Annotated in this window: 21 protein-coding genes and 1 pseudogene; 13 read left to right on the top strand and 9 right to left on the bottom strand. The window is 69.3% G+C overall.

Annotation, left to right across the window (positions count from 1 at the left end; all coding sequences use genetic code 11):
• On the top strand, positions 1 to 4,957 hold a 4,957-nt coding region (locus D7W81_RS22855), incomplete at its 5' end, for a tetratricopeptide repeat protein (RefSeq protein ID WP_120557516.1).
• A gap of 9 nt (positions 4,958 to 4,966) precedes the next feature.
• Here D7W81_RS22855 and D7W81_RS22860 read toward each other — a convergent pair.
• On the bottom strand, positions 4,967 to 5,704 hold the full coding sequence (locus D7W81_RS22860; protein ID WP_120557517.1) for a competence/damage-inducible protein A: 738 nt from the start codon (positions 5,702 to 5,704) through the stop codon (positions 4,967 to 4,969).
• A gap of 109 nt (positions 5,705 to 5,813) precedes the next feature.
• Here D7W81_RS22860 and D7W81_RS22865 point away from each other — a divergent pair, with 109 nt between their 5' ends.
• From D7W81_RS22865 to D7W81_RS22880, 4 genes are all read left to right on the top strand, one after another.
• The gene (locus tag D7W81_RS22865; protein ID WP_120557518.1) at positions 5,814 to 6,968 is read left to right on the top strand and encodes an acyl-CoA dehydrogenase family protein; all 1,155 of its coding nucleotides are present in this window, start codon (positions 5,814 to 5,816) and stop codon (positions 6,966 to 6,968) included.
• A 134-nt stretch (positions 6,969 to 7,102) separates the two neighbouring features.
• Positions 7,103 to 8,128 carry an aldo/keto reductase gene (locus D7W81_RS22870; protein WP_120557519.1) on the top strand — a complete coding sequence of 342 codons (1,026 nt, stop codon included), beginning with the start codon at positions 7,103 to 7,105 and terminating at the stop codon, positions 8,126 to 8,128.
• A 45-nt stretch (positions 8,129 to 8,173) separates the two neighbouring features.
• Positions 8,174 to 8,665 (top strand): aldo/keto reductase, encoded by a 492-nt coding sequence (locus D7W81_RS22875; protein WP_120557520.1) that lies wholly within the window; start codon positions 8,174 to 8,176, stop codon positions 8,663 to 8,665.
• Positions 8,666 to 8,709: 44 nt separating this feature from the next.
• Entirely contained in the window at positions 8,710 to 9,537 is an 828-nt protein-coding gene (locus D7W81_RS22880) for a helix-turn-helix transcriptional regulator (protein ID WP_120557534.1), read from the top strand.
• A gap of 14 nt (positions 9,538 to 9,551) precedes the next feature.
• Here D7W81_RS22880 and D7W81_RS22885 read toward each other — a convergent pair whose 3' ends face one another.
• From D7W81_RS22885 to D7W81_RS22900, 4 genes are read right to left on the bottom strand one after another with little or no spacing between them, the layout of a single operon-like run.
• Positions 9,552 to 10,553 (bottom strand): NADPH:quinone oxidoreductase family protein, encoded by a 1,002-nt coding sequence (locus D7W81_RS22885; protein WP_244227369.1) that lies wholly within the window; start codon positions 10,551 to 10,553, stop codon positions 9,552 to 9,554.
• Positions 10,554 to 10,563: 10 nt separating this feature from the next.
• Positions 10,564 to 11,529, bottom strand: a complete 966-nt coding sequence (locus D7W81_RS22890; RefSeq protein ID WP_120557522.1) for an aldo/keto reductase — start codon at positions 11,527 to 11,529, stop codon at positions 10,564 to 10,566.
• The gene (locus D7W81_RS22895; protein ID WP_120557523.1) at positions 11,517 to 12,041 is read right to left on the bottom strand and encodes a YiiD C-terminal domain-containing protein; all 525 of its coding nucleotides are present in this window, start codon (positions 12,039 to 12,041) and stop codon (positions 11,517 to 11,519) included. Before D7W81_RS22895 ends, D7W81_RS22890 begins: the two co-directional genes overlap by 13 nt.
• Complete coding sequence (locus D7W81_RS22900; RefSeq protein WP_120557524.1) at positions 12,038 to 14,833, bottom strand: beta-ketoacyl [acyl carrier protein] synthase domain-containing protein; 2,796 nt, start codon at positions 14,831 to 14,833, stop codon at positions 12,038 to 12,040. Before D7W81_RS22900 ends, D7W81_RS22895 begins: the two co-directional genes overlap by 4 nt.
• Positions 14,834 to 15,165: 332 nt before the next feature.
• Between D7W81_RS22900 and D7W81_RS22905 the strand changes: the two genes are divergently transcribed.
• From D7W81_RS22905 to D7W81_RS22940, 8 genes are all read left to right on the top strand, one after another.
• Complete coding sequence (locus tag D7W81_RS22905) at positions 15,166 to 16,080, top strand: hypothetical protein (protein WP_120557525.1); 915 nt, start codon at positions 15,166 to 15,168, stop codon at positions 16,078 to 16,080.
• Entirely contained in the window at positions 16,077 to 16,988 is a 912-nt protein-coding gene (locus D7W81_RS22910; protein ID WP_120557526.1) for an alpha/beta hydrolase, read from the top strand. The genes D7W81_RS22905 and D7W81_RS22910 overlap by 4 nt, the downstream gene beginning before the upstream one ends.
• On the top strand, positions 16,985 to 18,214 hold the full coding sequence (locus D7W81_RS22915) for an aminotransferase class I/II-fold pyridoxal phosphate-dependent enzyme (protein WP_208721420.1): 1,230 nt from the start codon (positions 16,985 to 16,987) through the stop codon (positions 18,212 to 18,214). The genes D7W81_RS22910 and D7W81_RS22915 overlap by 4 nt, the downstream gene beginning before the upstream one ends.
• A 14-nt stretch (positions 18,215 to 18,228) precedes the next feature.
• A complete protein-coding gene (locus tag D7W81_RS22920; protein WP_120557527.1) occupies positions 18,229 to 19,155 on the top strand; it encodes an ornithine cyclodeaminase family protein in 927 nt (308 codons plus the stop codon).
• 14 nt (positions 19,156 to 19,169) lie between these two features.
• Positions 19,170 to 20,138, top strand: coding sequence for an isopenicillin N synthase family dioxygenase (locus tag D7W81_RS22925; RefSeq protein WP_120557536.1), 969 nt, complete (start codon positions 19,170 to 19,172; stop codon positions 20,136 to 20,138).
• Positions 20,139 to 20,147: 9 nt separating this feature from the next.
• Positions 20,148 to 21,503: a hypothetical protein gene (locus D7W81_RS22930; RefSeq protein WP_120557528.1), complete on the top strand. Its 1,356-nt coding sequence runs from the start codon at positions 20,148 to 20,150 to the stop codon at positions 21,501 to 21,503.
• Between the two features lie 2 nt (positions 21,504 to 21,505).
• A complete protein-coding gene (locus tag D7W81_RS22935; protein ID WP_158621660.1) occupies positions 21,506 to 22,687 on the top strand; it encodes an ATP-grasp domain-containing protein in 1,182 nt (393 codons plus the stop codon).
• A 113-nt stretch (positions 22,688 to 22,800) separates the two neighbouring features.
• Positions 22,801 to 23,598: an AMP-binding protein gene (locus D7W81_RS22940; RefSeq protein WP_120557530.1), complete on the top strand. Its 798-nt coding sequence runs from the start codon at positions 22,801 to 22,803 to the stop codon at positions 23,596 to 23,598.
• Here the strand turns inward: D7W81_RS22940 and D7W81_RS22945 are convergent.
• From D7W81_RS22945 to D7W81_RS43035, 4 genes and pseudogenes are all read right to left on the bottom strand, one after another.
• Complete coding sequence (locus D7W81_RS22945; protein WP_120557531.1) at positions 23,570 to 24,412, bottom strand: CPBP family intramembrane glutamic endopeptidase; 843 nt, start codon at positions 24,410 to 24,412, stop codon at positions 23,570 to 23,572. The genes D7W81_RS22940 and D7W81_RS22945 overlap by 29 nt on opposite strands.
• 44 nt (positions 24,413 to 24,456) lie before the next feature.
• A complete protein-coding gene (locus D7W81_RS22950) occupies positions 24,457 to 25,284 on the bottom strand; it encodes an aspartyl/asparaginyl beta-hydroxylase domain-containing protein (RefSeq protein ID WP_120557532.1) in 828 nt (275 codons plus the stop codon).
• 55 nt (positions 25,285 to 25,339) lie between these two features.
• Positions 25,340 to 26,071 carry an FkbM family methyltransferase gene (locus D7W81_RS22955; RefSeq protein WP_120557533.1) on the bottom strand — a complete coding sequence of 244 codons (732 nt, stop codon included), beginning with the start codon at positions 26,069 to 26,071 and terminating at the stop codon, positions 25,340 to 25,342.
• Positions 26,068 to 26,250, bottom strand: a pseudogene (locus D7W81_RS43035) (MFS transporter); the annotation flags it as partial. The pseudogene D7W81_RS43035 and the gene D7W81_RS22955, both read right to left, overlap by 4 nt.

The raw sequence follows: 26,250 nt of genomic DNA on the forward strand, positions 1-26,250 counted from the left end.
CCCCGCCCCCGTTCCCCAGGCCAGCGCCGAGGACGATGCCCGCGAGCGCATCGCTTCCATGGAGCGCGAGGCCAAGGCCCTCGCCACCACCGAACCCCAGACCGCCGCCCTCCTGTTCCATGAGGTCGGTCTGCTCTGGGAAGAGCCGCTCAAGAATCCTCGCAACGCCGCTGTCGCGTTCCAGAACGCCTACAAGCTGGCGCCTCGCTTCCTCGCGAACATCCGCGCCGCTCGCCGCCTCTTCGCGGACGTCGGCAACTGGCAGATGGTCGTGCAGCTCATCGACGCGGAGCTCATCGCCTCCGAGGATCCTCGCCAGCAGGCGTCCCTCCTCTTCGAGAAGGGGCAGATCCTCGAGGAGCGCCTGTCTCGCGACAACGACGCCGCGGATGCCCTTCGCCAGGCCCTGGACCGCAAGCCCACCGACGTCACCCTCCTCACCCAGCTTGAGTCCGTCTACGCGTCCCGTAACGACGCGGGCGCGCTGGTGGAGATCTACCGGCTGCTCGCCGCGGCTGTTGTCCCGCCTTCCCTTCGCGCCCACTACCTCACCTCCGCGGGCATGGTCCTGGAGGAGCGCCTCAAGCAGAAGGAGGCCGCCGCCGCTGCGTTCCGTGAGGCGTTCGCGCTCGACCGCTCCGACCCGCTGCTCCAGGCCGCCGTCAAGCGCGTCGCCGAGCGCGAGGGCCGCACCGATGAACTCCTCTCCGCCCTCCTCTCCGAGGCCGAGGGCCAGGGCTCCCAGGCCGCTCCTGCGTACCTCCACATCGCCAAGATTCATGACCGCCTGGGCCGCAAGGACGATGCCCTGTCCGCGCTGCTCGCCGCTCGCCGCGTGAGCCCGAATGAGCCGCTGGTCCTCAACGCGCTCGCCGGCATCTACGAGACTCAAGGGCGCTTCGAGGAGCTGGCCGACGTGCTGCTCGCGTGGGTGGGCTCCATCAACGACGAGAGCGAGCTCGTCGCCATCAACCTGCGTCTCGCCGCTCTCTACGAGGACGACCTCAAGCGCGACCAGGAGGCCGCCGCCCGCTACCAGGCCATCCTCTCCCGCATCCCCAGCCATGCCGCCGCGCTCGCGGGCCTGGGCAAGCTGTCGTACCGGATGCAGAACTGGGAAGGCCTTGTCGCTGTCTTCGACGCGGAGGTCACCGCCGCCGAAGACGCCAAGGGCAAGGCCGCTCGCATGTACAAAGCGGCTGAGATTCTTGAGGAGCGCCTGAGCCGCCAGGAGGACGCCATTGCTCGCTACAACGCGTGCCTCCAGCTCCAGCCGGGCTACCTCCCCGCGCAGAAGGCTCTCACCCGCCTCTACGAGCGCCAGGGCCGCTTCGCCGAACTCGTCGGGATGTTCGAGCAGGACCTGCTCCAGACTTCCGACCGAGATCAGGTCATCACCACGCTCAACAAGATGGCGGTCATCTACGAGGACCGCCTGGGTGACCTCGACCACGCCATCGAGTGCATGAAGCGCATCCTCGACCTGGCGTCGGATCACCTCCCCACGCTTCGCAACCTGGCCCGCCTCTACGAGCGCGCCGGGCGCTACCGCGAGCTGCTGGAGACCAACGACCTGGAGGCTTCTTTCGCCGGCGACACCAAGCAGGTCCTGTCGCTCCTCCACCGCAACGCGGAGATCCTCGACGAGCACCTGAAGGACCGCGTGGGCGCCATCACCGCTTATGAGCGCGTGCTCGCGCTGTCGCCTTCGTACCTGCCCGCGCTCAAGGCCCTGGGCCGGCTGTACGCGCAGGACGGCCGGTGGGAGAAGCTCATCGACATGTACCGCGCGGAGTCGGAGATCTCTCCCTCCACCGACGCGGCCGCCGCGCTCATCTACAAGATTGGCGAGCTGTACGAGCACCGCCTCAAGCAGGAGAACGAGGCGCTCGCGTCGTACCAGGAGGCGCTGATGCTGGCGCCCAGCTACTTCCCGGCGCTGCGTGCGCTCGCTCGCATCCACCGGGCCCACGAGGCCTGGGAGAGCCTCGTGGAGGTGCTGCGCGCGGACGCCGCCAACCGCACCGACCCGCTGGAGCGCGCCAACGCGATGTACCAGGCCGCCGCCATCTGGGAAGACCAGCTGGGCCGCCCGGAGCTGGCCATCGACGGCTACCAGGAAGTGCTTCGCCTCACGCCGGGCCACGCCGCCACGCTTCGCGCGCTGGAGCGCCTGTACGTCGCTCAGGACAATGTGAAGGAGCTGGTGTCCATCCTCGACCGCGAGACGCAGGTGGGCCAGACGCCCGCGGCCAAGGTGACCGCTTACCTCAAGCTCGCCCGGCTCTACCTGGACCGCTTCCAGGAGCCGTCCCGCGCCGCGCAGTGCTGCGAGTCCGTGCTGGCCCTGGAGCCCAGCAACCTCACCGCCCTCACCCTGCTGGAGCGCATCCGCGTGTCGGACCGCCCCCGCCGCGCGGAGCTTCGCGCCCGCATCGCCGAGCGCGTCACCGATACTCGCCTGTCCAGCGCCCTGCGCCTCCTGGCCGCCGCGGATCAGGAGAAGGGCCCGCCCACCGAGCGCACCCTGGAGGTCTACCAGCGTGCCTTCGACGCGGATCCCTCCGACGCGCGCCTCGCCTTCAGCCTGGAGCGCGCGCTGCGCCAGACCGGTGACACCGCCGCCCTGTCGCGCATGTACGGCATGCGGCTGGCCGTCACCACCGACGCCACGGAGGCGCTGGAGTTGCTGCTGCGCGCCGCCGAGCTGGCGGAGAAGAACCCCGACCTGGAGCCCGCCGCCGCCCTCTACCAGCAGGCGCTGGAGCTCCAGTCGCAGTGCCTCCCCGCGCTCCAGGGCGCCCGACGCGTGGCCCTGCGCCGCAACGACTTCGCCACCGCGCGCGCCATGATGGAGACCGAGGCCCGCGCGAGCCGCGACACCAAGAGCGCCATCGAGGGCTTCGTCGCCGCCGCGAAGCTCGCGGCCCAGAAGCTCAATGACCCCGACGGTGCTTCGGCGCTCTACCGCCTGGCGCTGGAGCGCGACCCGCTGCACCCGGGCGCGGCCACCGGCCTGGAGGAGCTGCTCGCGCAGCGCGGTGGTTCCTCCGACCTCGCGGCCCTGCACGAGCGGCGCGCGGAGGCCCGGCTCGCGCAGCGTGACGTGGAGGCCGCCGCGGCGGCGTACGTCACCGCGGCCCGGCTGCACAACGTGGCCCTGGGCGACCGCGCCCGTGCGCTCGAGGTGCTGGAGAAGGCCCTCGCGGCCCGGCCCGGCTTCCCCGACGCACTGGAGACGCGCGGCCTGCTCCTCCTGGAGGCGCAGCAGTACGCGGAGGCCGCGCAGATGCTCGGCCAGCGTGTGCAGCAAGGCGGTGACCCTCGCGTGCTCGCGCAGCACCACCTGACCCTGGGCGCGCTGTACCAGCAGCACCTCAACGACCCGGGCCGTGCGGCCGCGCACCTGCAGACGGCGCTGGCCACCCTGCCCCGCCACCCGGAGGCTCTGGAGCGGCTGGCCACGGTGTACGCACAGGGCCGCAACTTCGGCGGCGCGGTGGACTGCCTGCGCCGGCTGCTGGATCAGGACCTGCCCAACGATGCCCGCGCTCGCTTCACCGTGGAGCTGGCTCGCATCCATGACGAGGGCCTGGGCGACGTCGCCTCCGCCACCGCGCTCTACAAGAAGGCGCTGGAGCTGACGCCGGGCGAGCCCGCGCTGGTGGACCGGCTGGTGGTCCTCTACGAGCGCCAGCGCAACCTGCCGGAGCTGGCGCAGATGCTGGAAGCCCAGGCCGCCGCCACGGCGTCCTCGGACGTCAAGCGCGCGATGGCCCTGCGCATGCGCGTGGCCAGCTTCTACTCGGGCCCATTGGCGGAGCCCGCTCGCGCCACCGTCATCTACCGGCAGCTCGTGGAGCAGGACGCCCAGAACCTCCAGGCTCGCGCCGCGCTGGCGGAGCTGTATGGCCGCGACATGGCCAGCTACCCGCTCGCCATCGAGGAGCACCGGCAGATCTTGCGCCAGGACCCCGCTCGCCTGGAGAGCCTGCACGCGCTGTTCAAGCTGTGGGACGCCCAGAAGCAGCAGGACAAGGCGTTCGCCGTCGCCTCGGTGCTGATGTTCATGCGCGCCACCACCGAGGTGGAGCAGGCCTACTACTCGGAGGCCCGCGCCCGGCAGCCGCAGGAGCCTCGTGAGGCGCTGACCGCCAATGACGTGGACACCGTCCTCATGCATCCGGCGGCTCGCGGCCCGCTGATGGAGCTCTTGCGCGCGATGGGTGAGCACCTGGGCAAGGTGTTCCCGCCACAGTTCGAGATGCTTGGCGTCAACCCGAAGACGGACAAGCTCAAGCCGGACTCGGCCGTGTTCAAGGCCGTGCGCGCGGTGGCGCAGACCTTCGGCGTGGAGGAGTTCGAGGTCTACCTCGCCCGTCGCGGCATGCTGCAGCTGGAGACGACGGAGCCCCTGTCCCTGTGCGTGGGCCAGGACGTCGTGCGCCGCTTCAACGCCCGTGAGCAGAAGTTCCTCATCGGCAAGGCGGTGCTGGGCCTGCTCAACAAGACCGCCGTCCTCTCCAAGACGTCCCAGGGCGAGACGGTGGACCTGTTCGGCAACGCCATCCGCGTCCACGTGCAGCAGTTCAACGGCCTGGGCCGGCGCAACGACGAGATGACGAAGCAGCTCAAGAAGGCCTTCAACCGCAAGGCGATGAAGGCCTCGGAGGGCCCCGCGCAGACGCTGTCCGAGCAGTCGAAGATCGACGTGGCCTCGGCGGTGGACGCGCTTGGCTACTCGGCGGACCGCGCGGGCCTGCTGGTGTGCGGTGACCCGTCCGTGGGCCTCACCATGGTGCTGCGCGAGGATCCGAACATCGTGGCCGGCAAGCAGGAGGGCACCGACGCCATCCTCCAGGCGGTGCGCGAGCGCGCGGACCTGAAGGCCCTGCTGACGTGGCTGCTGACGGACGACTTCTTCCGCCTGCGTCAGCGGTTGGGGATGTCGCTGTAGAAGCCCGCGTTACTCCCGGCGGACCAGCGCGTCCGCCGGGAACCCCGCGAGCAGCCGGCCCACGGCGTCGTCCACGTGGGAGCGCTCCGGGGCCTCCACCGTGATCTTCACGCGGTAGTCCATGGCCGCGTCGAACACGGGATACGAGCCGATGGCCACGTGGGGCATGTCCAGCGCCACGCGGTCCAGCACGGCGGCCAGGGCGCTCTCGCCCAGGTTGAAGTAGAGGTTGACCAGGTGCACCGGCGTGCCGCTCAGCCGTGAGAGCACCGTCTCCAGCTGCAGCCGGAAGAGCTGCGGCACCCCCGGCAAGAGGAACAGGTCGCCCACCGTCAGCACGGGGAACCACATGCCCGGCTGGGCCAGGAGCACGGCTCCTTCCGGGGCGTCCGCCAGACGCAGGGACTCCGGCGTCACCGGAGACGTGCCCGCGCGGGCCTGGATGGCCGACACCATCTCCGGCAGGCGCACCACGGGACGGCCCAGCGCGAGCGCCACCGCGCGCACCGTGACGTCGTCGTGGGTGGGGCCAATGCCTCCGCTGGTGAAGACGTAGCGGGCCTTGCGCCGGGCGCGGGCCACCGCGTCCACGATGGCGTCCACGTCGTCCAGGATGGTCTCCACCGAGACGAGCGGAATGCCCAGCTCCCGCAGCCGCTGGATGAGGTGGGGGCCGTTCTCGTCCTTCACCTTCGCGGTGAGGACCTCGTTGCCAATGATGATCGCCGCCGCGCCGGTGCGCTCCATGGGACCGAGGACTCTACTCCAACGGACCCCGGGGGTGGACTTGTGCGATGCGCTGGCGCGGACCCGCCCTGTCCTGGAGTCAGCAAGAGGGGCCGGACATCCTTCGCCCATGGACTCCCATGAGACCCGTGACGCGATCCGCGCGTCCGTGCGTGCCCTGTGCAACCGATTCCCCTCGAAGTACTGGCGCACCCTCGACGCGGAGCGTGAGTACCCTCACGACTTCGTCAAGGCCCTCACCGAGGCCGGCCTGCTGGCGGCCCTCATCCCGGCCGAGTACGGCGGCGCGGGGCTGGGGCTGCGCGAGGCGGCCGTCGTGCTGGGGGAGATCAACCACTTCGGCGGGAACGCGTCCGCCTGTCATGCGCAGATGTATGTGATGAACGTGCTCTTGCGGCACGGTTCGGCCGAGCAGAAGCAGCGCTACCTGCCGGAGATCGCCGCAGGACGGCTGAGGCTCCAGGCGTTCGCGGTGACGGAGCCGAACTCGGGCTCGGACACCACCGCCATCGAGACGACGGCGGTCCGGCGCGGGGACCGCTACGTCGTGAACGGCCAGAAGATCTTCATCTCGCGGGTCCTCCAGTCGGACCTGATGCTCCTGCTCGCGCGGACGACGCCCCGGACAGAGGTGAAGAAGAAGACGGAGGGGATGAGCGTCTTCCTGATCGACCTTCGTAAGACGCAGGGGCTGGAGGTGCGGCCCATCCGGACCATGCTCAACCATGCGACGAACGCGCTGTTCTTCGAGAACGTCGAAGTGCCCGTCGAGGGGTTGATTGGCGAAGAGGGCAAGGGCTTCTCGTACATCCTGGACGGCATGAACGCGGAGCGGGTGCTCGTCGCCTCGGAGGCCATCGGGGATGGCCGCTGGTTCATCGAGAAGGCCGTCACGTATGCGCAGGAGCGCGTGGTGTTCGGCAAGCCCATTGGCGCCAACCAGGGCGTGCAGTTCCCCATCGCGAAGGCGCATACGGCGCTCACGGCCGCGTCCCTGCTGACGGAGCAGGCCGCGACGCTCTTCGACAGCCACCAGCCCTGCGGGGCCGAAGCGAACATGGCCAAGTACTTCGCAGCCGAAGCCGCGTGGGAGGCCGCCAACGCCTGCATGGACACCTACGGCGGCTATGGCTTCGCGGAGGAGTACGACGTGGAGCGCAAGTTCCGCGAGGTGCGCCTGTTCATCAACGCCCCCGTGAGCCGGAACATGGCCCTGTCGTACATCAGCCAGCACGTGCTCGGGTTGCCCCGCTCGTTCACCTAGAGCGCCTGACACAACTGGTGGTGGCAGTCCCAGGATAAATTCTTCCTCTGGCAGTCCTTCACGCCGTTCGTATCCTGAGCGCCATGAGAAGGCCCACCGGGGCGTCCGGTGGCCTGCGTTCAGGAGCATTTCGCATGCGCTATCGGCTGTTCGGCCGCACGGGCCTTTACGTCTCGGAACTCTGTTTCGGAGCGATGACATTCGGCGGGAAGGGCTTCTACGAGCCCATTGGCAAGACGGCCCAGGCCGAGGCCGACGAACTCGTGTCAATCTCGCTCGAGAACGGCATCAATTTCTTCGACACCGCTGACGTCTACTCCGAGGGCGAGTCCGAGAAGATCCTCGGCAAGGCCCTCGGCGCGCGCCGCAAAGACGTCGTGCTCGCCACGAAGGTGCGCGGCAAGGTGGGCACGGGTCCGAACCAGCAGGGCCTCTCCCGCGCTCACATCCTGAGCTCCATCGAGGGCAGCCTGAAGCGCCTCGGGACCGACTGGATCGATCTCTACCAGATTCACGGCTTCGACCCGGTGACCCCCTTCGATGAGACACTGCGCGCCCTCGACGACGTTGTCCGTTCTGGCAAGGTGCGGTACGTCGGCTGCTCGAATCTCGCAGCATGGCAGCTCGCCAAGGCCAACGGCATCGCGGCGCGCCAGGGTTGGGCTCGCTTCGAGTCATTGCAAGCCCACTACACGATCGCCACCCGCGATCTCGAACGCGAACTCGTGCCTCTCCTGAACGACGCGCAGATGGGGCTCATGGTATGGAGCCCGCTCTCCGGGGGCCTGCTGTCCGGAAAGCATGGTCGTGACGGCAAAAGCCCTGACGGCTCGCGCCGAGCCAGCTTCGACTTCCCGCCCGTCAACAAGGACCGCGCCTTCGACTGCATCGACGCGATGCGGAAGATTGGCGACGCCAAGGGCGCGAGCGTCGCCTGCGTCGCGCTTGCGTGGCTGCTCGCAAAGCCCCACGTCTCCGCGATCATTGTCGGCGCGAAGAACGAGGAGCAGCTCAGGGACAACCTGAAGGCCAGCGACTTCGTGCTCGACCCCGCCGAGCTCGCCGAGCTCGACAAGGTGAGCGCACTGCCCGCCGAATACCCGGGCTGGATGATCGAATTCCTGGGCAACCTGGGCAGGGCGCCGAAGAACGCTCGCTAACGGCATCGAAGGCATTCGAGCGGTCAATCACACGCGAGGAATGTGATGCAAAAGCGCAAGCTTGGACAGGGACTGGAAGTATCGGCGCTCGGCCTCGGCTGTATGGGCATGAGCTTCTTCTACGGTCCGCCCAAGGACACCGCGGAAATGACGAAGCTGCTGCGCGCGGCGGTTGACCGCGGCATCACGTTCTTCGACACCGCGGAAGTCTACGGGCCATTTCTCATCGACCTGCTCTACCAGCACCGTGTCGACCCGGATGTGCCCATCGAGGACGTCGCCGGCACCGTGAAGGACCTCATCGCCGAAGGGAAGGTCAAGCCGGCCCAGATTGCGCTTGCCTGGGTGCTGGCCCAGAAGCCTTGGTTCGTTCCAATCCCTGGCACGACGAAGTTGCACCGGTTGGAAGAGAACCTGGGCGCGCTCGACGTCGAACTGACGCAGGGCGACCTGCAGCGCATCGAGGAGGCCTCAGCCAAAATTCATATTCAGGGCGCGCGCGTGCCCGAACGGCTCCAGGCCCAGTTTGGACGATGACTCTCTCAGGGGGCGTGAGCGACCGTGACGTTATACTGCGGCCCATGGCCGCCGCGTCCCTGTCGTCTCCGCGCTCCGAGCTGGGGCACTTTCTCCGGACCCGCCGGGCGCGGCTGCGGCCGTCCGATGTGGGGTTGCCCGAGGGTGGGCGGCGGCGCACGCCGGGGCTGCGGCGCGAGGAGGTCGCGCAGCTCGCCGACGTGGGGGCGAGCTGGTACACGTGGCTCGAGCAAGGGCGCGACATCCAGGTTTCGGAGGCGGTGCTCGAGCGACTTTCGAGCGCGCTGCGCCTCGATGCGGCGGAACGTTCGTACCTGTTCGAGCTTGCCCAAGGCCGCTCGCCCCGTCCGATTGCCGCAACGCCGCCGATCGTGAGCCCTCTGCTCTCGGGCACGATCGAGGCGCATCGTCATCCGGCGACTGTCTCGACCCTGCGCTGGGACGTCGTCGCAATGAACGGGCCCGCGCTGAAGCTTTGGGGGGATCTGCGTGGCACGAATGCCCTGCGGAACCTCTTCCTCGGCAAGGGACCGCCGCTCGTCACGGTGGAGCGCGAGGCACACGCACGAAACCTCGTTGCGCGCTTTCGCTCGGAAGCCGCGCGCGCGAGTGCTCACGAGCAGTTCCAGGAGCTCGCGGACGAGCTGAGGGCCAGCAGCCCCGAGTTCCGCCGGCTCTGGACGCAGCATGACTTGTATGCCGAGCCCGAGGGCACGAAGACCGTCGATATCCCCGGAACCGGCCGCATCGAGCTGGCGCACGTGACGCTGATGCACATCGAGCCGGACGCACGCACGCTTCGAGTCCTCTTCTATTCTCCCGTCGGTCCCGAGAGCGGACAGCGAATGGCGCGTGCTCTCGCAGGACGTTGAAAGCACGAGGACCGTCAGGCGCTCTTGGTGGCGGGCGGCGCCTCCCGGCCCTCGCGGACGTGGACCACCACCTTGCCGACGGCCCGCCGCTCCGCGAGGGTGCGCAGGCCGGCGGCGGTCCCCTCCAGCGGGAGCCGGAGGGTGATTCGTGGGGTGATGCGGCCCTGCGCGTACCAGGCGAAGAGCTGGTCCATGGTTTCGCGGAGCGCGGCCGGGTCGTGGTAGCGGAAGTAGCGCAGCGACGAGCCCAGCACCGCGCGGTGCTTCACGAGCAACCGGTGGGCGGGGATGCTCGGGGCCTGGCCTGCCGCGAAGCCCACGAGCACGTAGCGGCCTCCCCAGCCCAGCGTCGACAGCGCCGGGTCGAAGAGCGGACCGCCGACGGGATCGAAACAGACGTTCACACCGTTGGGCCCTGCGGCGGCGAGGACCTGATCCTTCCAGTCCGCGTCAGCCGAGCTGATGACCTGGTCCGCTCCGGCTTCGCGCGCGATGGCGAGCTTGTCCGGGGTGCTCGCGACCGCGATGACCTTGGAGCCCAGTGCCTTGCCCAGTTGCACCGCGGCGAGCCCCACGCCGCCGCCCGCTCCGAGCACGAGGAGCACTTCGAACGGCTTCAGGTGGGCGACGCGGATCAGCGCCAGCGCGGTGCTCACGTAGGCGCTGGTCAACGCCGCGGCCACGTCGAAGGAGATTCCCGCCGGCAGCAGGAACGTCTCCTGGACGGAGGCCACGGCCTGCTCGGCGTAGCCTCCGTGCCAGAGGATGGCCACGATGCGGTCCCCGGGTTTGAAGCCCGAGCCCTCTGGAGCGCTGGCGATGATTCCCGCGGCCTCCAGGCCCGGGACGAAGGGCAGCTCGGGCCGGGTCTGATAGGTCCCGCCGATCATGAGGAGGTCGGCGAAGTTCACGCTGCAGGCGTGCACTTCGATGCTCACGTCGCCGGGTTTCGGAACAGGCTCGGGGACATTCGTGAGGGTGAGCTGCTCGGGCCCGCCCCACTTCCCACAGACCATTGCTCGCACGTCATCGCTCCTGGGTGGAAGTGAGGCTTCGCCAGAGGTCTTCATTCGCGGGCAGGCCCAGCGCCTCCGTCACCAACTGCTCAAGCTGCTCCGGGCTGCGGGCGCCGACGAGGACCGACGTCACGAAGGGACAGTGCACCAGCCACCAGGTCGCGAGGCCGGAGGGTGACAGCGCGTGGACGGCGGCCTGTGACTTCAGGTGTTCGACCCGGGCCGCGTTCTCCGGGGTCCAGGCCTTCGCGTAGAGGTCCCGCCGCTGCCCGATGCGCGTGCCGTCAGGAATCTCACCGGCCATGGTGTACCGGCCGCTCAGCAGGCCACCGGCCAGCGGTGAATAGGGCGTGTATTGGAGCCCCAGCTTCGCGCAGGCCTCCAGCACGCCGTTTGTCGCGTCATCCTGTTCGAGCAGGTTGAAGCGGTTCTGGACCCAGCCGAATCCCACGGGTCCGCCTGAGTGCGGAGCGGCACAGCGCTGGAGGTCGCTCGCGGTCACGTTCGACAGGCCGAAGCGGCGGACCTTGCCCGCCCTCACCAGTGCCTGGAAGGTGTCGAGGACTTCGTCCCACGGTGTGGCGGGGTCGGGCACGTGCGACAGGTAGAAGTCGAGCGTGTCGATGCGAAGCCGTGCGAGTGAGCGATCCACCTCCGCGAACACGTGCTTCCGCCCGAGCCCTCCGCGAAGGCCCACCTTGGACGAGATGAGCACTTGGTCCCGCATCGCGGCACCACGTGACGCCAGCCAGGTGCCGATGATGGCTTCGCTGGCCCCATCCGCGTAGGTGCCCGCCGTGTCGATGAGATTGATCCCCAGCGCTACCGCGCGGTCCAACAGTGCATGGGCTTCGGCTTCGCTCTCGCCCTGGCCCAGCAGTTTCCGGGAGCTGCCGATGCCCCCGAAGTTGGCCGCTCCCAGAGCGAAGACCGACACGTCGATGCCGCCCAGCTTGCGGTAGATCACGTGCGCCACGCTTCCGGAAAGGGCAACGCCAGGTCGCCCTCCCCCGCATCTGAAGAACCGATCAAGGTGAAGTGCGCGGTGTAGGTCGCGGCGGGGGCGCCGTCGTCGATGAAGACCTGTGACGTGGCGGTGAGCCGCACCTTGCCTCCCTGGCGAAGCGTGTCGGCTTCGAGCGCGGGCAACGCGTCACAGCGGGCCCGGTAGTCACAGGCGATGGGCCGGTGGATGGCAAACTCACAGCGGCGCAGGAGGATTTGCACGGAGAGCCGCTCCGCCCATGCGGCCCTCACGAGCAACAGCCAGGGGGCAAGTCCGGCCGTGGTGAACACCCCGGGACCGAAGGCCGTGCCCCGATGATTCAGCGATGGCCCCAGCGGCGCGCCGAGCACGATGCTCCCGGGTTCGAACTCCACGAAGTGGATGCCGAGGAACTTCGTCATCGGGATCCGCTCCTGGAGCCCCCTCTCCAGATGCACGAGGACATCTTCACGCTGGAGGTTCACCTCTGGCTGGGGGTTCATCGTCCCGGCACCTGGAGGTCGGGGCCGGCTTCGAGCACGACGTGGTAGTGGGTGCCGCCTCCGCCCGCCGCGTTGACTCCGGCGAAGCGCGCCTCCTTCAGTTCCTGGGGCTCCGTGACGACTCGCAGGTTGTCGGCCGCTCCAACGAGCGGAGCTGTCACACCGACGGTCGCCGGAACCCGCTTCGCGGCCAGCGTGAACAGCGCCTTCACCAGGCTCGCGGCCCCTGCTGCCGCGCCGGTGTTGCCGATGTTCGGCATGACCGCTCCGACGGGAAGCGGCCTGGCTCGCGCGGTGGCGAGCGTCCGTCCCAGGGCGGCGAGCTCCGCTCGATCACTGGCGGGATGACCACTGCCTGAGCACTCGACGAACGCGAGTGCGTCCGCGGACACGTCACATCGTGACCAGGCACGCCGGATGGCCAGGCTCATCGCGGGCTCGGAGACGAGGCCGTGGTCGTCGGGCGTCCCGAACGCGCTGCCCATCGCCCGGATGATCCCGAGCACCGGCTCCCCTCGCTCCTGTGCATCCGACAGGCGGCGCAGCAGGCACACCGTGGCGCCTTCCCCAGGCAGGTAGCCGTCGGAGGCTGTGTCGAACGCGGTCGGCGTGTCCCGGTGGGACAGGAGTCCCAGTGCGCCCTCGTCCGCCATGCGGGTGACTCCGAGCCGCATGTCCGCCGTCGCCCAGAAGACCGCTTCCGCCTCGCGTGATGCCAGCCGGCCACAAGCGACCTCCAGGCCGCCCATGGACGCAGCCGCGCCTCCGGCCTCGATGGCGCAGGTCGGTCCGGTCAGGTCGAACGCTCGGGCGATCCTCGCGGCCATGAAGCTGGGCGACAGGTTGAAGAGGCTGCCGGCCCACAGCTCTGGAAGGTCGCCCGACAGGCGCTTCATCGCCGCGCGCACCGTCCGGGCGACTCCCTTGGAGTCCTTGCCCGTCTCGCGCAACACGCGCTGGAGGTGCTCCTCGATCTCCGGCAGACGTGCCGCGGCGACCTGGCGAAGTCCGTACTCGGTGCAGTGCTCCGCGGAGACGATCACCGGGATGTTGCTTCCCCGCTCTACGGGAACCTTCGACGCCGCGCTCCGCGCCAGGTCCACCAGCAGGTAGTGGAGTGGATCATGCCGGAGGATGTCGGCGGGACGTTCGTCGTACTCGATGGCGCGATCCGCGAACCGGTGTGCATCCAGGTCCAGCGGCGCTCCAAGCCCGAATGGCAGCCTCCGGAATGCACGACGGCCGTGGAGCAGGTTCGTCCACAGCGTGCCGAGGTCGGGGGCCTCCGCGAACGCCCCCGCCATGCCCACGATGGCGATGGGTTCATCACTCCTCACGGGACGCTTCCGCGTGCCTTTCAGCAGCGCCTGGGCTCGCGCGGGTGAGGGCCGGTCCTCCACCACCGCGTGGTAGTTCTGGCCTCCGCTCGCGATGGCGCTGACGCCTCCGATGCGCGGCTGCTCGCCCGCCGGCCAGGACCGCGCGGTCCGCTCGACCTCGATGAGGCCTCCGGGTTCGAGCAGGCTCCGGGGCTTGTCCCCGTGGACCGGCCCCGGGATGCCTCCGGATTCGAACAGGGCGAGCAGCGCGACCAGGTTCGCCAGCCCGGATGCCTCCTTCGCATGTCCCAGGTTCCCCTTGATGGACATCACGGGCACCGGTGACGTGGGTTGGGCTGCCTCCCCTTGCGCCTTCAAGGCCCGGTCAAAGACCTTCGCCTCCACGGCATCACCCGCCCGCGTGCCCGTGCCGTGCGCCAGGATGACTCCCAGCTCCCGCGGCGCGACTCCTGCCTGCTCCAGTGCACGACCTACCGCCAGCGCGTGGCCGCGCGGGTTCGGGACCAGCATGTAGCCTTCGGCCGCGCCGTCGTTCGCGCCGCCGACGCCCCGGATCACCCCGTGGATGGGGAGCCGCTCCTGCGTGGCCCGCTCCAGGCTCGTGAGCACCAGCAGCACCACGCCGTCGGAGATGACCGTGCCGTTCCCCTTCTGGGCGAACGGGAAGCAGCCCTCGGACGACAGGAGGCGTGAGTTCGAATAGAGGACCTGGTTGACCGTGTCGACGTAGGACAGCGCGCCCGCGATGGCCCACGGCGCCCCCTTCGCGAGCTCCCGTGCCGCCAGTTCAATCGCGGCCAGACCGCCGGTGCAGTTCCCGTCCACGAGCAGCGCCTTCTCCGTGGTCCCCAGCGCCTCCGCGATGGCGCTCGCCAGCCGGTGCGTGGCGCGCTCCCTCGGGTCCTCCACGAAGTCCGGTCCGAACGACTCGCGGAGCGATTGGCGCACCTTGCGCGTGAGGTCCGTCAGCTCCGGGTGGGAGAACTCATTCGGATGCGCGCCGTGCACGAGGTACGGCTGGAGCTGTCCCGCCACCGCCAGCACCGCGGCGTCGTAGAGCCCGTGACCGCCCCCGCGTGAATGCGCGAGGAACACCGGAACGGGCTGCCCGTTGAATGAGCCAGGCGCCAGCCCCGCGGAAGACAGGGCCCGGTGCGCCGTCTCCACGACCCACCGGTGCGGAACCTGCTCCGGAAGCTCGCGCGAACCCACCACCCCACCCAGCAGCGTGGACGTCCGGGCCGCGCCCACGGCCGCCGAGGGGTCCAGGTACAGGGCCGGGGGAATGCGCTCCTCCGGCCACCGGCCATACGTCGTCCGCCCCCCGTGAAGCACTTCCGCCAGTTCATCGAGTGTGCGGGCGCCGGGCAAAGCGAACGCAAAGCCAGAGATCGCAACCGGCGCGATCCCATCCAGATGTCCTTTCAGCATTGCCAGACAATGTAAGGGCATGGCCCGGATGCGTCCACGACCAGCCAAATCCCATACATCCAGGCCAACACGTGACGGCGCCAGCGGGATCCTACCTGACCCATGCGAGGGGTTGCGCCAGAGGAGCGCCGCCGCCCTCCCGGGAGCGTCGTTCACGGGCCCGGGTGCGGGTGATAGGGTTTCAAGCTGCGCGCTCCATCACAGCGCCTCAAAGCCTGTCTTCCCCTGGCGATCCCGATCAGGGACAGGGTGGATTGACGCCGGACTTTCGCATCAGTATATCAAGTCAGACATCGCGGCCATTGCCCATTCATTGGCTGCCGCGCCATTCCCCCTCATCCCCTGGACAGCCCATGAAAAGACTCGATCCGAGCCGTCTCAAGGATTCGTTCATCAACGTCTCCACCTTCCCGGCGGACCTGGGTGAAGGCCGCCCGGCGGCTCCGGCCCCTGCGCTGCTCGACGCCATCGTGGAGGCCGTGGAGAAGAAGAACGGGTTCGCGGTGGTCTACGGCGTGAACAAGCTGCTCGCGGAGCGCGGGCTGGACCTCCACACCGAGTCCGGCGCCGCGCTGGCCCGCGACTACCTGGAGGGCCTCTTCCGGGCCATCGCGCCCCGCTTCGATCTGGCGCGCTACAGCCCCACGCCGGTCGCCTACGACCGCGTCGCCAAGATGGACGTGGACGGCTTCAACAAGAACCGCAACTTCACGCCCAACAGCGACCACACCGAGAGCCGCGAGTTCGTCACCACGAAGTGCGTCCACTTCGACTCGGCGACGCCGTTCATCGCGAACCTCTACGGGCCCAACCAGAACATCAGCGGCGGCATGCCGATGATCTGCGACACGCGCCGGTTCTGCCAGGACAAGGGCCTGGATCCCCGCGCGCTCATCGAGAACATCCCCAACAACTACAACGTCGCGGTGAAGGCGGAGTTCTCCGAGGAGATCCTGCGCGACTACTCGTTCGCGCTGAAGCTCGACCTGGAGAACGACATCGTGATGATCGTCCTCCACAACGAGGTGGTGGGCGGGCTCGCGCACGCGGCCACCCAGCCGTCCCTCACCGACGCGAGCAAGGCCGCGAAGCGCCCCATCCGGCACGTCGAGTACCAGGTCGCGGGCTCCGACGACCTCAAGCGCTGGTACGACTATTACGGCCTGTCGCTGGAGAAGGCCTCGAACCACAAGGAGGACGCCAACATCACCCGCTTCGTCCGCGGCGAGCTCAACCCGTACCCGAACATCATCGAGGTGCGGGCATGACCACGCGACAGCACGCGGAGCGCAACGCGGCGGAGATGAAGGACCTGCTCGCGTACCTGGACGCCCGGCCCTGGCCGGATGGCTACGAGGCGGCGCGGGTCCACTACGATTCGCTCGGGCTGCCCATCGCCGAGGACATCGGCGTGGAGCCCGTGAACGTGAACGGGATTCGTGCCCAGTGGCTCACGCCGCCGGTGTGCGAACAGGACCGCGCCCTCCTCTTCCTGCACGGCGGGGGCTTCGTCTTCGGCTCGCTCGTGAGCCATGGCCACATGGCCGCGGAGATGGCGCGGCAGGCTCGCTGCCGGGTGCTCCAGCTCGACTACCGCCGCGCTCCGGAGCACCCCTACCCGGCCGCCCTGGATGACGCGACCACGGCGTACCGCTGGCTGCTGGAGCGTGGCTTCACGCCGGGCCACATCTCCATCGCCGGGGACTCGGCGGGTGGCGGACTGGTGGTCTCCATGCAGGTCAACGCCAGGGCCAGGGGCCTCCCGCTCGCGGGTGCCCTGGTGTGCATCTCCTCCTGGTTCGACCTGGGCATCCACGGCGACAGCTACACGGCGCGCGAGAAGGCGGACGCGCTCGTGCAGCGCAAGGTGGTGGAGGAGGTCGCCCGGCACTACCTCAACGGACAGGACGCCCGGCAGCCCACCATTTCGCCCATCCACGCGGACCTCACCGGCTTCCCGCCCCTGCTCATCCAGGTGGGCGAGCGGGAGATGCTCTTCAGCGACTCGCAGGCGATGGCGAAGAAGGCCCAGGACCAGGGCGTGGACGTCACGTTCGAGGAGTGGCCCGACATGGTCCACGTCTGGCACCTGCACTTCCACCGGCTCAGCAGTGGCCGCGAGGCGCTCCAGCGCATCGGTCAGTTCGTGATCGACAAGACGGGAGCGCGAAAGTGACGACCCCCGGCGACGCGGTGATGGGTCCCCACCTGCACCGCAACAACCAGAAGATGATCCCCGCCAGCGAGAGCGCCTGGGCCGTGGCCCGGGAGTCGAACATGCTCAACATCCGCGTGGAGGCGGTGGACGGCCAGAACCGCATGCGCGAGGTGGACACCGGGCACGAGTTCGCCAACCTGTGCTCCTGCTCCTACCTGGGGCTCAACAGCCACCCGGACGTCATCCAGGGCGGCATCGACGCGCTGAAGCGCGAGGGCATCACCGGCCTGTCGATGGCGGAGTTCCGCATCCGGCTGGGCGTGATGGAGGAGCTGGAGAAGCAGCTCGCGGACCTCTTCGGGGGGCCCGTGCTGCCCGCCGTCACCTCCAGCGCGCTCACGGCGGCCATCCTCCCGGTGCTGGGCTCCGGGCACCTGACCGGCAGCGGGCCCCTGGCGATGGTGTTCGACAAGTTCGCACACTTCTCCATGGCGTTCGTGAAGCCCATCGTCGCCGACGAGACGCTGGTGCTGAACGCCCCGCACAACGACATGAACTACCTGGAGGACGTCTGCCGGAAGTACCCGCGCGTGGCCTACGTCTGCGACGGCGTCTACTCCACCGGCGGCGCCACGGACCTCCCGGCGCTGCTCACGCTCCAGGAGAAGTACGGCCTCTTCCTCTACCTCGACGACTCGCACTCGCTCTCCACGCAGGGGAAGAACGGCGAGGGCTACATCCGCTCGCGGCTGCGCGAGATGAATGACCGCACGCTGATCATCGCCTCCACGGCCAAGGCGTTCGGCAGCACGGGCGGCATCGCGATGCTCGGCTCGCGCAAGCACTACGACTTCCTCTACCGGACGGGCCCCATGGGCTGGTCCCAGAGCCTGCGGACGGCGGCCATCGGCACGTCCCTGGGAAGCATCAAGGTGCACCGCAGCCCGGAGCTGGCGAAGCGGCAGGAGCAGCTGCGCCGGAACATCGAGCTGTTCGACGAGCACATCCAGACCGCGCAGCGGGGCGACGGGCTCCACATCAAGGTCGTGGAGGTGGGCGAGCAGGACAAGGCCGTGAAGCTCTCGCGCGAGCTCTACAAGCGTGGCTTCTACTGCTCCGCGGTCTTCTTCCCCATCGTGCCCGTGGGCAAGGCGGGCATCCGTCTCATGCTGCGCGGCGACCTGCCCACGGAGAGGGTCCAGGCGTTCATCAGCCACCTGAAGGAAGTCCTCGCGACGCTGTAGGCGGGGAGCGTGCGATGGCTGCCTTCCTTTCCCACGAGGTCATCTCCGCGCACGGGAACCTGCCCCGGCTCGTGCGCGAGCTGGAGGCGGCGCTCACGGAGGGCCTGCACGAGCGCGTGCAGGTCCCGCTGCGCGTCGCGGTCCCCTCCTCCACCCGGCACGCCGCGTTCGTGTCGATGCCGGCCGTGTCGGAGCACCTGGGCCTCTACATCAACAAGGTCGCGACCCTCTTCGAGCGCTCCGCGACGGACCCGCTGCCCACCATGAACGGTGTGGTGGCGGCGTTCTCCACCCGCACGGGGGAGCTGCTCGCGCTGCTCGACGGTGCGGCCGTGACGGAGCTCAAGTGCGCCGCCGTGTCCGCGCTGGTCACGGACTTCTGTGCCCGCACGGATGCCCGGACGCTGGCGGTGGCGGGGACCGGCGCGCAGGCCCGGCAGCAGGTGGCGGCGGTCCGTGCGGTCCGCCCCATCCAGGAGGTGCGGGTCTGGGCACGGAACGCAGTCAGGGGCAGCGCGTTCGCCAAGGAGCTGCGCGCGTCGCTGGGTGAAGCGGTGCACGTCGTCTCATGCGGGTCGCTCGACGACGCCATCCGGGGCGCGGACGTGATTGGCACCGCGACGTCGTCGAAGACGCCGCTGGGGAGCTTCGAGGGCCTCTCCCCCGGTGTGCACATCAACTGCATGGGTGGACACACCGTGGAGGCGCGGGAGGTGCCGCTCGACCTGCTGCGCTCGTCCACGGTCATCGTCGAGGACCTGCCCACGGCGCTCGCGGAGGCCGGACCGGTCCACGCCAGCGCCATCACCCTGGGGCAGCTCGTGCGGAGGGACAGCGGTCCCCTGCGCACGGGCCGCACCGTCTTCAGCTCGACGGGCCATGCCTTCCTCGACGTCCTCACGGTCGCGCACGTGTTGCGCGAGCTGGAACCGAGTCATTGAACCTGGAGGAGCACATGATGAAGGAGTTGCCGCGAATCGATTTGACGTCCGCGACGCCAGGGTCCGAAGCCGAGCGCCGGGCGGCGTTCGAGATCGACCGGGCCTGCAAGCAGGTGGGCTTCTTCACCCTCAGTGGCCATGGCATCGCGCCGGCCGTCTTCGAGGACGCCTACTCCCTGTCGCGAGCGTTCTTCCGCCAGCCGATGGAGGCGAAGAACCGCTGCCGGTTGCAGTCCGGCTTCACCATGGCCGCGGACGACTACACGCCCTATGGCTACAGCGGCATGCTGGAGGAGAACGCCTTCGCGTACATGGGCCGCAAGGGACTGCCCAGCGACTACGTGGAGAAGTTCAGCGTGGGCCGGCTCATCGAGGATGACAGCGCGAGCCTGCCGTTCAGCGCGGACGCGGACGGACAGCGGCTGCGCGCGGCGCTCAAGGCGTACTTCCAGGAGTGCGAGGCGCTGACGGCGCGGCTCACGGAGCTGTTCAGCATCGCGCTGGACCTGCCCCGGGACTTCTTCGCGAAGAAGACCTCCGCGTCCACCGACTCGCTGCGCTCCCTGCTCTACCCGCAGCTCAATCCGGAGCTGGTCAACGACCAGGGCATGGGCGAGCACACCGACGGGACGCTGTTGACGGTCCTGGCGCAGACGGGCCCGGGCATCCAGGTGAAGGAGCGCGGAGGCGCGTGGATCACTCCCACGCTGGAGCGGCGCGACCACCTCATCGTCAACATTGGCGACCTGATGGCCCGCTGGTCCAACGACGAATACGTCTCCACCCCGCACCGGGTCGTGCTGTCCGGCGGCGAGCGCCAGTCCCTGGCGTTCTTCAAGCTCGCCAACGACGACGCGCTCATCGAGTGCTTCCCCAAGTTCTGCAAGGACACGCCCGCGAAGTACGAGCCCGTTATCTACAAGGCCTTCTCCCTCCAGAAGATGAACGCGCTGTTCGGTGTCGGCGACACCGGACGCTCATAGAGGCCCCCCATGATTGGCGAATTCAACGAAGCGTTCCTCGCCGCCCTGGAAGAGGGATGGACCCCCGCGCGTGACGTCACGGCGCAGGCAAGCACGATGGCCGCGATCCACGACCTGGACTCGCCCATGTACGAGAAGAGCCAGTTCGCGCACCCGCTCCTCTTCAGCCAGGCGGAGTTCGTGGAGCTGAGCCAGGCGTGCCGCGCCCTGCTCTCCGCGCAGCTCAAGCTCATTGGCCACCTCATCGACACGCGCTCACAGGAAGGCCTGCTCGACCTGCTGCGGATGCCCCGGCGGCTCTCGCGCTTCATCCACTGGGACAACCTGCGCCACGGCGACGCGACGATTGGCCGCATGGACGTGGTGCCCACGCGGCAGGGCTACTTCTTCTGCGAGTTCAACATCTTCCCCGGCGTGGGCGGCGGCGAGGCCTACGAGGGCTCCCGCGCGGCCACCGAGGCGCTCGGGTTTCCCCGGGCCGGACTGATGGACAGCCCGCTGCGGGACCTGGCCGTGCTGTATGCGGAGGAGTGCCGCAAGCGGAGCCTGCGCCGGGTGGTGATCCTCGACTCCAAGGGGCACTCGGGCCTGGGGTATCCGCGCCAGGAGTACCTGAAGCGGTATCTGGAGGAGCTGAACCCGGGCGTGCAGGTCCACATCCTGGACGAGGTGAGCTACCCGGAGGCGTGGCTGAAGCGGGAGGAGGCGGAGCGGACGCTCATCCACCGCATGTTCACCTACGAGGAGGTCACCGACGGCTTCGTGTTCCTGGAGAAGCTCTGGGCGAGCGGCGCGGTGCTCACCAACGGCTTCGAACCGGAGCTGCGGATGAGCAAGCGGTTCCTCGCGCTGCTGTGCGAACCGGACCATCAGGCGCTGTTCAGCGCCGAAGAGGTGGCGGCCATCCAGAAGTACCTGCCCCATGCCTTCTCGCTGTCGGAGGCGAACCTGGCGGACGCCCTGCGCGACAAGGCCGGGCTGGTGTTCAAGATCGACGACAGCAGTTCCTATGGCGGCAGCGGCGTGCTGATGGGAGCGGACTGGTCCGCGGACGTGCTGGAACAGAAGCTGCGCGAGGCAGGCATCGAGCGGTGGATCTGCCAGCGCGTCGTGGAAGCGGAGACCGTCCGGCTGCGCGCCGGGGGCGATACGGCCCCGGCGGAGTACCGGCTGGTGCTGGGCTTCTACTCCTACGGAGGCAGGACCAACGGCTTCCTGGTCCGCGGCAGCCGCACTTCCAAGGTGGTGAACATCACCAGTGGAGGCAAGCTGGGGTGGGCGTTCGTCGTTTCCGAGGAAGGACGCCAGGCCTTCATCCGTCACGCGCGGGGCCGCGCGGAGGACGTCACTTCAAGGAGCGCATGAACATGGCGGCGAACCTCATCCTTCTGGGCGCGAGGCAGTTCATCACGGAGCGGGCGTGGCAGCTGGGCCTGCGGCCGTTGATCATCCAGCAGCCGGGCCTGTCCGACGACCACGTGAACCGGCAGTCCGACCGGGTCCTCCTCATGAGCTATGACGACCCGGCGCTCATCCCCATGCTGAAGGCCGCGCACGCCATCACTCCCTTCGTGAGCGCCATCACCGTCGCGGAGGAGGCGCTGATTCCCTGCGCGCGCATCAACGACGCGCTGGGGCTGCGGGGGACGCCCCTGGAGCTGGTGGAGAAGACGCGCGACAAGCCGGCCATGCGGCGGGTGCTCGACTCCGGCGGGTTCTCCCCTGTGCAGTGGGCGGCGGTGAAGACGCGGGAGGAAGCTGTCGCGTTCGCCGGGCGTCAGGGCTACCCGTTCATCCTCAAGCCCGTGGACGGCGTGGGCAGCATCGACGTGCGGCTCGTGCGCTCCGAAGCGGACCTGGAAGGCGTGCTGAACGGCCGCGCGTCGTGGATCGCCGAGGAGTACCTGGACGGCCCCGAGTACTCCGTGGAGTGTTTCTCCTTCGCGGGGCGCCACGTCATCCTGGGCATCAACGAGGAGACGAAGAGCACGGACCCCAACGGCAGCGCGTTCCTGGAAGTGGCCCACCAGGTCCCCGCGCCCATGAGCCCGGAGCGGGACCGCGAGGTGCGCGACTTCATCCGGAGCTTCCTGGACGTGCTCAGACTCCAGGACGGGCCTTCGCACACGGAGCTGAAGTACACGTCGCGCGGTCCCCGCATCGTGGAGACGCACACGCGGCTGGGCGGCGACCGCCTGTGGGACCTGGTCCGGCTGACCACGGGGCACGACCTGCTGGACATGACGCTCCAGTGGGCCATGGGGACGCTGAAGCCCCTGGAAGCGGATCCGGTGCCCCGAGGCGGCGCGGCCATCCAGTACTTCACCCCGCCGCCCGGCAAGCTCAAGCGGATCAACGGCGCGCTGGCGCTGAAGCGGCTGCCAGGCGTGGTGGACATCTCGCTCGCGGTGGAGCTGGGCGCCACCGTCCGGCAGGCCCTGAAGTCGGAGGACCGCGCGGGCTACGTGCTCGCCTATGCGGACACCGTGCAGCAGGCGCAGGCGGTGTGCAGGGAGGTCAGCCAGCGGCTCGTGCTGGAGACCGCCTGAACGGGGCACCAACAGGCCGTCAACGCGTCCATCCCACCCCGGTACGAGGAATGTCAGCCCTCCATGAGAGGGTCTGGAGCCAATAGGGCATTTCCGTGCTAAGGTGACTTTCCATGAATTCAGTAGATAGCGGGGAGAGCAAGTTCGGCTTTGCTCCAAGCCTTGTCGATCTCCTCTGCCCGCAGGCTGAACGGCAGGGGGCGGCGCGGCTCTACTGGTTCCAGGAGGCGACGGCCGCGGCCCAGGACGACGCCCGCTGCCTGCCGGCGCAGTTCCGGGCCCAGGTGGCCCGCACGCCGGACGCGGAAGCCGTCGTGGGCGACGACGAGACGCTCACCTACGCGGAGCTGGACGCGCGCAGCGACGCGCTGGCGTGGCACCTGCGCGAGCAGGGCGTGGCGCCCGACGTGCGCGTGGGGCTGAAGGTGGAGCGCTCCACCGGGATGGTCGTGGCGCTGCTCGGCATCCTCAAGGCCGGCGGTGCCTGCGTGTCGTTGGATCCGGACACTTCACCCGAGCAGCTGGCCGCGCTGCTGGAGGACGCGCAGTTGCGGGTGTTCGTCACGCAGTCGCACCGGGACCTGGCCCCCGGGACGCAGGGCGTGCGGACCGTGTTCGTGGACTCGGAGGAGGCGTTCCAGCTGCGCGTGCTCGGACCTCCCCGCGCGGGCACCACGCCGGAGGGCATCGCCTCCGTGCGCTACACGGCCGGCACCACCGGGCAGCCTCGGGGCGAGCCGCTGTCGCACCTGGGCGTGTCCCGGTTCTTCAACGACCTGGACGCCCGCCTGGGCCATGCCCCCGTGGGCACCCGGCTGGAGGTCTCCCGCCGGGCGTGCGGTGGCTCCGTGCTGGAGCTGCTGTGGGCGCTCCTGCGCGGGTTCAGGGTCCAGGTGCGGGACGCGGTGTGACGCCCGCCGGGAGCCGCGGCGCCCACCACCGCGCGATGAGCGCCGCCCCCAGGAGGCTCGTCAGGCAGACCAGGAGGCCGGACTCGCCCACCCAGAGCGAGGCATCGCTCGATGAAGCATCGAACGCGGCCTGCACCACCGCGTTGGAGCTGGAGTGCAGCATGACGGCCGGCCAGACGCTCCCGGTGGTGAACCGCAGCCGCGCCATCACGTAGGACGCCGCCAGGATGGGGATCAGGAACAACGCCGGCGACAGCCAGGGCTCCGGCCCCACCCGGTAGCGCCCGCTCACCAGGAGCGGCAGGTGCCAGGCCCACCAGATGAGCCCGCTCCACAGCACCGGGTAGCGCACCCCCGCCGCCACCAGCCGCGTCAGCAGGTAGCCGCGCCAGCCCAGCTCCTCCCCCGTCGCCGTCACCGCCGAGATGAGCAGTCCTCCGGTGAGGTTGATGGCGAGCAGCACCCCGAACCGGGCCAGCGGGGGGAGCCCCTCCAGTCCGAAGTCACGGAGCGTCGGCGGTGAGAAGGCCACCAGCCCGGCCCCCCACGCCACGCCATAGGCGAGCCCCGCCGCCAGCGCCGGCAGCAGCCACGCCACCAGCACGGCCCGGCGCCCTTGCGCGCCTCCCAGGCGGAACGACACGTCCTGGAAGCCCTCGCGCAGGGCCAGCCGGGCCACGACCGACGCCAGGGCCGGCGTCCACATGAACGCCAGGGCCAGGCCCAGGTGCTCCTCCAACAGCCCCTGCGTGCGCAGCAGCGCCGCCATGCACGCGGCCATGAGCAGCGCCAGCACGCAGAGGAAGAACGCCACGCCCCGGCGCGCCCTCCCCGCCTCGGGTCCTCCGGGCCCGGCCACTACGCCCACCACTTCTGTCCGTCGAGCCGGCCCTGCGCGGCGTCCACCATCTGGTCCACCGCCCCGCTCTTGCCGAGGATGACGTCGCAGCGCTCCAGCAGCTCGATCTCCACGTCGGTGAGCTCCGGATGCCACAGGTCCGCCAGCAGCACGAAGCGCGTCTGCGCGCTGTCGTTCCAGACCTCGTGCTCGAAGCTCTCGTCGAACACGAGGCACCGGCCGGGCTGCCACGTCCGCGACTCCGCGCCCACGCGGAAGCGGCAGTCCGGCGGGATGACGAGGCCCAGGTGCACCGTCAGCCGGACGTTCATCGGCCCGCAGTGCGGCTCGATGTGCCCTCCCGGGTTCACCGCCGACAGCATGGCCATGCTCCCCGCGCCGGAGCGCGGAATCGCATCCACCAGCCGCGCCGTCCTGGGGAACAGCTCGCGATTCTGGAGCACCTTCTGGGAGTTGCCCTTGAGATAGACGACGTTCCAGTCCGCGCGCTCCTGGTTTCCTTCCGGGAAGCGCTGGAAGCCCTGCCGCGTCTCCAGCGCCGCAAGCAGTTCCTCCCGGACCCCGGCCGCGGCTGACTCCAGCAGCTCCACGGTGGCGGCGACGGTGGGATAGCGGGACGCCTCATGCCAGGGCCGCGCCGTCAGCCCCGGGAAATAGAACGCCGGATCCTGCAACGGCGCGAGCGGGGGACGGGGCACCGCGCCGGCGGCGCCCATCAGGGCCTGCTCGAAGCGCTCCAGCTCGGACGGGGCGAACCGCCCCCGCGCCTCGGTCAGGAGCTGCTGGATGGCTTCGAACTGCGACTCGGACACGAATGGCTGATGCATGGACGTCCTTTCCCGAAGGAGGCGCCGCTTCCGGGCAGGCCCCGCGAACGGATGCTCAGGCGTATTCCTTGAACGCTTGCGCCGCGGCGCGCGAATAGATGGCCTCACCGTGGGTGTAGCGGCCGTCCTGGTAGCGCCACAGGTAGATGAGCCCGAACCCCGCGGCCTTCAGGTAGGCATCCACCTCATCGAATGTGGCGCAGCCGTCGTAGCGGCGCACGAAGTTCACCTCGGTGAAGATGGCTTCGATGTGGGGGAGGATCTCCCGGGCCCCCTGGAGCACCTTCAATTCGGAGCCCTGGGTGTTGATGTAGAGCGTGTTGTACGCCTCCGCCTTGCCCGCGAGCAGCGTGTCCAGCCGCGCGGCCGGCACCTCGCTGCGCTGCACCGGGTGGCGGTCCACCAGCTCCGGGCCGGCCACCTTGAGCCAGTAGTCCCGGTCCGGCTCCAGCGTGGAGTTCAGCGTCGGCACGTCGCTCACCGCGAAGTACGGCGTCGTGCCGTCGCGGTCCCCCACCGCCACGTTCACGCACTGCACCCCCTCGAACCGGGGCGCCACCTGGCGCAATTGGGCGAAGGCGACCGGGTTCGGTTCGATGGCGAGGATGGGCGTGAAGCCGCCGGCCGAGAAGAGCGGCACGTGTTCACCGACGTGCGCTCCCGCGTAGATGAGCCCCCGGGGCCCCGAGTCCGCGGGCAGCGCGGAGCAGAGCATCGTCTTCCACCAGGCCGCGCCAAACTCGACGCCATCGCTGGCGACTTCGACAACAGGGAGGGTCTGCGTCATGGGTTTCCTTTACCATGTCCAAGGGACTGCCCGTCTGTCATTGGCAATCCGGTTTCAAGTTCCACGGCCCGCACGCGCGGATGGAGCAGGGCTGTCACCGCCACTGCCATTGCGCAGACGCCGCCCAGCACGAACAGCAATGACAGTCCCCGGCCCGGCCCCGCGCCCAGCAGCGGGCC

The sequence above is a fragment of the Corallococcus aberystwythensis genome (assembly GCF_003612165.1).
In the GTDB taxonomy this organism is placed as follows: Bacteria; Myxococcota; Myxococcia; order Myxococcales; family Myxococcaceae; genus Corallococcus; species Corallococcus aberystwythensis.

What these genes read in the sequence shown, in the direction of transcription:
- D7W81_RS22860 (WP_120557517.1), bottom strand. Translation starts at nt 5,704, where the DNA reads ATGGAGCGCACCGGCGCGGCGGCGATCATCATTGGCAACGAGGTCCTC.
- D7W81_RS22865 (WP_120557518.1), top strand. Translation starts at nt 5,814, where the DNA reads ATGGACTCCCATGAGACCCGTGACGCGATCCGCGCGTCCGTGCGTGCC.
- D7W81_RS22870 (WP_120557519.1), top strand. Translation starts at nt 7,103, where the DNA reads ATGCGCTATCGGCTGTTCGGCCGCACGGGCCTTTACGTCTCGGAACTC.
- D7W81_RS22875 (WP_120557520.1), top strand. Translation starts at nt 8,174, where the DNA reads ATGCAAAAGCGCAAGCTTGGACAGGGACTGGAAGTATCGGCGCTCGGC.
- D7W81_RS22880 (WP_120557534.1), top strand. Translation starts at nt 8,710, where the DNA reads ATGGCCGCCGCGTCCCTGTCGTCTCCGCGCTCCGAGCTGGGGCACTTT.
- D7W81_RS22885 (WP_244227369.1), bottom strand. Translation starts at nt 10,553, where the DNA reads ATGGTCTGTGGGAAGTGGGGCGGGCCCGAGCAGCTCACCCTCACGAAT.
- D7W81_RS22895 (WP_120557523.1), bottom strand. Translation starts at nt 12,041, where the DNA reads ATGAACCCCCAGCCAGAGGTGAACCTCCAGCGTGAAGATGTCCTCGTG.
- D7W81_RS22900 (WP_120557524.1), bottom strand. Translation starts at nt 14,833, where the DNA reads ATGCCCTTACATTGTCTGGCAATGCTGAAAGGACATCTGGATGGGATC.
- D7W81_RS22905 (WP_120557525.1), top strand. Translation starts at nt 15,166, where the DNA reads ATGAAAAGACTCGATCCGAGCCGTCTCAAGGATTCGTTCATCAACGTC.
- D7W81_RS22910 (WP_120557526.1), top strand. Translation starts at nt 16,077, where the DNA reads ATGACCACGCGACAGCACGCGGAGCGCAACGCGGCGGAGATGAAGGAC.
- D7W81_RS22920 (WP_120557527.1), top strand. Translation starts at nt 18,229, where the DNA reads ATGGCTGCCTTCCTTTCCCACGAGGTCATCTCCGCGCACGGGAACCTG.
- D7W81_RS22925 (WP_120557536.1), top strand. Translation starts at nt 19,170, where the DNA reads ATGATGAAGGAGTTGCCGCGAATCGATTTGACGTCCGCGACGCCAGGG.
- D7W81_RS22930 (WP_120557528.1), top strand. Translation starts at nt 20,148, where the DNA reads ATGATTGGCGAATTCAACGAAGCGTTCCTCGCCGCCCTGGAAGAGGGA.
- D7W81_RS22935 (WP_158621660.1), top strand. Translation starts at nt 21,506, where the DNA reads ATGGCGGCGAACCTCATCCTTCTGGGCGCGAGGCAGTTCATCACGGAG.
- D7W81_RS22940 (WP_120557530.1), top strand. Translation starts at nt 22,801, where the DNA reads ATGAATTCAGTAGATAGCGGGGAGAGCAAGTTCGGCTTTGCTCCAAGC.
- D7W81_RS22950 (WP_120557532.1), bottom strand. Translation starts at nt 25,284, where the DNA reads ATGCATCAGCCATTCGTGTCCGAGTCGCAGTTCGAAGCCATCCAGCAG.
- D7W81_RS22955 (WP_120557533.1), bottom strand. Translation starts at nt 26,071, where the DNA reads ATGACGCAGACCCTCCCTGTTGTCGAAGTCGCCAGCGATGGCGTCGAG.